This window comes from Ramlibacter sp., from assembly GCF_035554825.1.
GTDB lineage: Bacteria > Pseudomonadota > Gammaproteobacteria > Burkholderiales > Burkholderiaceae_C > Ramlibacter.
Window position 1 is genome coordinate 1 of record NZ_DATMHS010000096.1, and the last position, 5,608, is coordinate 5,608.

5 protein-coding genes are annotated in these 5,608 nt (G+C 70.2%); 1 reads left to right on the forward strand and 4 read right to left on the reverse strand.

Annotated features, from left to right (window positions below):
• From VNT59_RS11880 to VNT59_RS11890, 3 genes are all read right to left on the reverse strand, one after another.
• On the reverse strand, positions 1-498 hold a 498-nt coding region (locus VNT59_RS11880; protein WP_325498621.1), incomplete at its 3' end, for a twin-arginine translocation signal domain-containing protein.
• Positions 499-620: 122 nt separating this feature from the next.
• Positions 621-2,456, reverse strand: coding sequence for a TRAP transporter large permease subunit (locus VNT59_RS11885; protein ID WP_325498622.1), 1,836 nt, complete (start codon positions 2,454-2,456; stop codon positions 621-623).
• A gap of 21 nt (positions 2,457-2,477) precedes the next feature.
• Positions 2,478-3,068: a TRAP transporter small permease subunit gene (locus tag VNT59_RS11890; RefSeq protein WP_325498623.1), complete on the reverse strand. Its 591-nt coding sequence runs from the start codon at positions 3,066-3,068 to the stop codon at positions 2,478-2,480.
• Positions 3,069-3,216: 148 nt separating this feature from the next.
• On the opposite strand from VNT59_RS11890, the gene VNT59_RS11895 reads away from it, so the two are divergent.
• Positions 3,217-4,482: an SUMF1/EgtB/PvdO family nonheme iron enzyme gene (locus VNT59_RS11895; protein WP_325498624.1), complete on the forward strand. Its 1,266-nt coding sequence runs from the start codon at positions 3,217-3,219 to the stop codon at positions 4,480-4,482.
• A 3-nt stretch (positions 4,483-4,485) separates the two neighbouring features.
• Here VNT59_RS11895 and VNT59_RS11900 read toward each other — a convergent pair whose 3' ends face one another.
• Complete coding sequence (locus VNT59_RS11900) at positions 4,486-5,577, reverse strand: substrate-binding domain-containing protein (RefSeq protein WP_325498625.1); 1,092 nt, start codon at positions 5,575-5,577, stop codon at positions 4,486-4,488.
• Between the last annotated feature and the right edge of the window lie 31 nt (positions 5,578-5,608).

A 5,608-nucleotide genomic window follows, 5' to 3' on the forward strand; every position in this document is an offset into this window, starting at 1 on the left:
CACGCTCTTGATCTCCTTGCGGTACCAGCCGCCCATCTGGGTGGTGGTATTGCCGGCGCTCATGCTGAGCATGTTGTACTTGGCATAGAACTCGTCCATCAGCTTGCGGCCGTTGCCGTGTTCCATCCAGGCGTCCATCTGCTTGGCGGTCAGGCCGAAGGGCACGGCGCAGCCGAAGGCGAAGATCGAGTCCTTGCCGGTGAAGTAGTAGGGCGCCGTCTGCGCCATCTCGATGGTGCCGTTCTGGATGGCGTCGACGTTGCCGAAGGCGGGCATCAGTTCGCCGGCCGCGTGCACGGACACTTCGAACTTGCCGCCCGACAGCTCCTTCACGGTCTTCGACAGCAGCTCGGCGCTGCCGAAGATCGTGTCGAGCGACTTCGGAAAGCTCGAGGCGAGGCGCCAGCGGACGGCAGCCTGCGCGTGCACGGCCGGCGCCACGCCGGCGGCCAGAACGCCGGCAATGCCGGCGTGTTTCATGAGAGAACGGCGATCCATGGTGAGTCCTTGTTGTCAGCGGCGCCCGCGGGCGCCCGGTGGCCGGCAACTTCCATCAGCGGCCGGTGAACTTGTTTCCATTTCGGTCAAATGGCGGGTCATTGTAAACAAGCATCGGCGTGCTACTTCTTGCCGCCGCCCTGCTGGAGTTCCTTGAGCAGCTCCTCGTCGGACTGGGCCGGCGCCTCGGCCGCCGGTTCGGGCATCGGCGCGGGCACGCCGGCCGCGTCGGGGGCCGCTGCGCTCGCGCCGGGCTGCGCCGCCGGGGCCGCCCCGCTGGCCGCGGGCGAGGGTGCCGCCAGCGGCTCCTCGTTGAGCATTTCCTTTTCCATCTGCAGCCGGATCTGCTCCATGTCGACCGGCGCCTGATCCACCTTGTTGTGCACGATGCCGGGGAACGCGATGATCAGGCCGACCATGATGATCTGGATCAGCACGAACGGCACGGCGCCCCAGTAGATCTGCATCGTGCTCACCGGCGCGATGCGCTGGCGCGTGATGCGGTCGGTGTACTCCTTGGCCGGCGCCACGCTGCGCAGGTAGAACAGCGCGAAGCCGAACGGCGGGTGCATGAACGAGGTCTGCATGTTCACCGCCAGCAGCACGCCGAACCACACCAGGTCCACGCCCAGCTTGGCGGCCACCGGGGCCAGCAGCGGCACCACGATGAACGACAGCTCGAAGAAGTCCAGGAAGAAGGCCAGGAAGAAGATCAGGATGTTGACGACGATCAGGAAGCCGAGCTGGCCGCCGGGCAGGCCGGTCATCAGGTGTTCGACCCAGACCGGGCCGTCGACGCCCTGGAACACCAGGCTGAACACCGTGGAGCCGATCAGGATGAAGACCACGAACGACGACAGCTTGGTGGTCGTGTTCAGCGCCTGGCGCAGCAGCGACCACGACAGGCGGCCGCGCACCACGGCCATGACGATGGCGCCCAGCGCGCCCATGGCGCCGCCTTCGGTCGGCGTCGCCACGCCCAGGAAGATGGTGCCGAGCACCAGGAAGATCAGCAGCAGCGGCGGAATCAGCACGAAGGTGACGCGTTCGGCGATCCGCGACAGCAGCCCCAGGCCGGTCAGCTTGTTGATCGCGGCGACCACGAAGGCGAGCAGCACGCCGAGGCACATCGACACGACGATGGTCTCGTCGGTCGCCACCGTCGTCACTTCGGTGCCGGTCCACCAGGTCATCACGCGCGGATAGTTCTCGGCGAACGCGATCGCGCACGCGGTGGTGATGACGGTGAGCACGAGCAGCGACACGACGCCGCTGCGGCCGTTGTCCTCGCGGAAGGTGCGCGCCTCCAGCGGCAGCGCGGGCACCCACTTGGGCTTGAACAGGGCAAGCAGGACGATGTAGCCGGCGTACATGCCGGTGAGCATGAAGCCGGGAACGAAGGCGCCCTTGTACATGTCGCCGACGCTGCGGCCGATCTGGTCGGCCAGCACGATCAGCACCAGCGACGGCGGGATGATCTGCGCCAGCGTGCCGGAGGCGGCGATCACGCCGGAGGCGACGCGCCGGTCATAGCCGTAGCGCAGCATGATGGGCAACGAGATCAGCCCCATCGAGATCACCGAGGCCGCCACCACGCCGGTGGTCGCCGCCAGCAGCGCGCCGACGAAGATCACCGCCAGTGCCAGGCCGCCGCGCACGGGGCCGAACAGCTGGCCCACCGTATCCAGCAGGTCCTCGGCCATGCCGCTGCGCTCCAGGATCAGCCCCATCAGCGTGAAGAACGGGATCGCCAGCAGCGTGTCGTTCTGCATGATCCCGAAGATCCGCAGCGGCAGCGCCTGCAGCAGCGCCTCCGGGAGGGCGCCGAGTTCGACCCCGATGATGCCGAAGAAGAGGCCGCAGGCGCCCAGGCTGAAGGCCACCGGGAAGCCCAGCAGCAGGAACACGATCAGCCCCATGAACATGATGGGGGCCAGGTTGTGGATGATGAATTCCATCTTGTGTTCTCGCGTTTCCGGTCAGACCGCGCCTTCGCGCTCGGCGCGGATCGCCTCGGCGAGCTCCTCCTCCGCCGTCTTCTCCACCTTCTTCTCGGTCGGATCGGGGATGAGCCCGCGCAGGAAGGCGATCCGCTTGATCAGTTCGGAGACGCCCTGCAGCATCAGCAGCCCGAAGCCGAGCGGCATCATGAGGTAGACCGGCCAGCGGATCAGGCCGCCGGCGTTCGCCGACATCTCGCCCGATCGCAGGCCCTGCAGGAAGAACGGAACGCCGAACCAGAGCACGATCGCACACAGGGGCAGCAGGAAGACGGCGAAGCCAAGCACGTCGATCCACATCTGGGCGCGCTTGGACAGGCGGTGGGCCACGACGTCGATGCGCACATGCTCCCCCTGCAGCAGCGTGTAGCCGGACGCCAGCAGGAAGGCGGCGGCGAAGAGGTACCACTGCACCTCCAGGTACGCGTTGGAGCTGGTGTTGAACGCCTTGCGCACCACGGCGTTGATGCCGCTGATGACCGTGGAACCCAGGATCAGCCAGATCACGTACTTGCCCACCTGGGCGTTGAGCCAGTCGATGGCCCGCGAAACTTTCAGCAGGGGCTGCATGGAATCTCCGAGGACGAAGCGTCGCGGGAGCCGCGACATCGGCGCGTGCCTGGCGGCACTGCCGTAGCCAAATGATTCTATTCGCTACAGCGGTCCTGCCCGACAGTTTCTTGGCACGCCGCACGTTGGCGCTGGGGATAATGGGCGCATGCCTGCGGTGTTCCCCGACGCCACGCCGGCGTCCATCGACGCGCCGTCGATGCGGCATGCCGGGCGCGAGCTGCTGTCGCTGGCGCTGATGGACGCGCGCAACCACACCCTGCACCTGCTGTCGCACTTCGAACGGCTGGCCGCGGCGCGGCCGCCGGTGCCGCCGCCGCGCCCGGGGGCCGAGTCGCCGTTCTGGCTGGCCGGTCACGTGGGCTGGCTGGCGGAGTACTGGATCGGCCGGAACCCGCAGCGCAGTCTCGGCCCCGCCTGTCCGGCGGAGCCGGTCAGGCTGGCGTCGGTCGACCCCATGGCCGATCAGTGGTTCAATCCGGCGCTGGTGGCGGCGCCGGAACGCTGGCAGCTGCGGCTGCCGGGCGCGGCCGCGATCCGCGCCTACCTGCTGCAGACGCTGGAAAGCACGCTGGAGCTGCTGGAGAAGACGGCCGAGGACGATGCGGCCCTCCATTTCTTCCGGATGGCGCTGTTCCATGAAGACCTGCGGTGCGAGCAGCTGGTTGCACTGGCGCAGGCGCTGGGCGTGGCGCTGCAGCTGGCGCTGCCGGCCGGCGGCGCCGCCCGCGATCCGGTGCTGGTGCCGGCCGGGCGCTGGACCATGGGGTCGGGCCCGGGGGGCTTCGCCTTCGACCTGGAGCGGCCCGCCCACGAGGTCGAGGTGCCCGAGTTCGAGATCGACGCCCAGCCGGTGCGCTGGTCGCAGTACGTGGAGTTCGTCGAAGACGGCGGCTACGACCGCGCCGAGCTGTGGCAGCCCGGCGGCTGGGAGTGGCTGGCGCGCGAGGGCGCGCGGGAGGGCCGGCGCGGGCCGCGCTACGTGGAGCAGATCGGCGTCGCCGGCGGCGCGGTGTTGCAGACGCATTTCGGCCGGGCCACCCGCCTGGGCGGCAACCAGAGCGTCATGCACGTGAGCTGGTGGGAGGCCGATGCCTGGGCCCGCTGGGCCGGCCGGCGGCTGCCGACCGAGGTCGAGTGGGAGCTGGCGGCGCATGCCGCCGGGCGGCGCGGCTTCCGCTGGGGCGACGTGCGCGAATGGACCGCCAGCACGCTGCGCCCGTGGCCGGGCTATGCGCCCGATGTCTGGAACCGCGGCACCGATCTCGAGCCGCTGCCGGCGTTCGGGCTGGCGCGGGTGCAGCGCGGCGCGTCGTTCGCGGCGCGGGCGCGCATGAAGCACCCGAAGCTGCGCAGCTTCGCGCTGCCCGAGCGCGACGACGGCTTCGTCGGCTTCCGCACCTGCGCCTGGTAGCGGTCAGCGCGCGTCGAACCGCCACCAGGGGAACTGGCGGCGCAGGCTCAGCACCTCGCCGCAGTCCTGCGGCTCGTAGCCGGGGAGCGCGGCGAGCTGCCCGCGCCACGCCGGCGTGCGCAGCAGCGCCAGCAGCGCCTGCACCGGCGGCTCCCGCAAGGCTTCCTTCAGGCACACCAGGTAGTAGTCCTCCTGGGCCAGCGGCACGAAGTCCAGCCCGCGCGAGCTGGCCGCCGCCGCGATGCCCAGGCCGGCATCCGCGGCCCCGGAGGCGACCGCCTGGGCCACGGCGGCGTGCGAGGGCTCGGTGTGCGCGTAACCATGCAGGTCATGCGGCTGCAGCCCCAGCCGCTCCAGCCATTCGTCGAGCAACAGCCGGGTGCCGGTGCCCAGCGGCCGGTTGACGAACCGGGCGCCCGTGCGCGCCACGTCGGCGAGCGAGCGCAGTTGCAGCGGGTTGCCCGGCGCCAGCAGCAGGCCCTGGCTGCGGCGGGCGAACCCGATCAGCTTGTGCCGCCCGGGCTGCAACAGCGGCTGGTAGGTGCGCTGCGCGAGGCTGCCGGCCGGCGCGCCGCGAGTGGTGTGGAAGCCGGCCATCACGCAGCGGCCGCCGTTCAACGCGCTGATCGCGTCGACGCTGCCGCAAAAGCGGATGTCCAGGTGCAGCCGGGCGGCGGCGGCCGCGTGTTCGCGCAGCGCGGCGAGCGCGTCGTCGTGGCTGGCGAACAGCATCAGCACCTGGGCCGCCGCATCGAAGACGCTGGCGAACGCGCGCTCCAGGTCGGCGTGCAGCGCGGCGATCTGCGGCGCGAGCCGCGCCTGCGCCTGGCGTTCCGCCCACAGCAGCTGCTCGCCGAAGGCGGACAGGCGGGCCGGCTGCCCCTTGTCCCACACGATCAGGGAGTGGCCGAGCTCGGTCTCCCAGCGCTTCAGCTCGCCCCACACATGGCGGTACGACAGCCCCAGCGCCTTGGCCGCGCCCGAGATCGAGCCGTGGGCGCGCACCGCCTGCAGCAGTTCGAGCAGCGGGTTGCGGATGCCGATCGGGCCCGACCGGGCGCGCCCGAGCGAGTAGGACAGTTCGACCTTGTGCACGCGGACGAGTATCCCGCAGATCGCCGCTATG

What these genes read in the sequence shown, in the direction of transcription:
- VNT59_RS11885 (WP_325498622.1), bottom strand. Translation starts at nt 2,456, where the DNA reads ATGGAATTCATCATCCACAACCTGGCCCCCATCATGTTCATGGGGCTG.
- VNT59_RS11895 (WP_325498624.1), top strand. Translation starts at nt 3,217, where the DNA reads ATGCCTGCGGTGTTCCCCGACGCCACGCCGGCGTCCATCGACGCGCCG.
- VNT59_RS11890 (WP_325498623.1), bottom strand. Translation starts at nt 3,068, where the DNA reads ATGCAGCCCCTGCTGAAAGTTTCGCGGGCCATCGACTGGCTCAACGCC.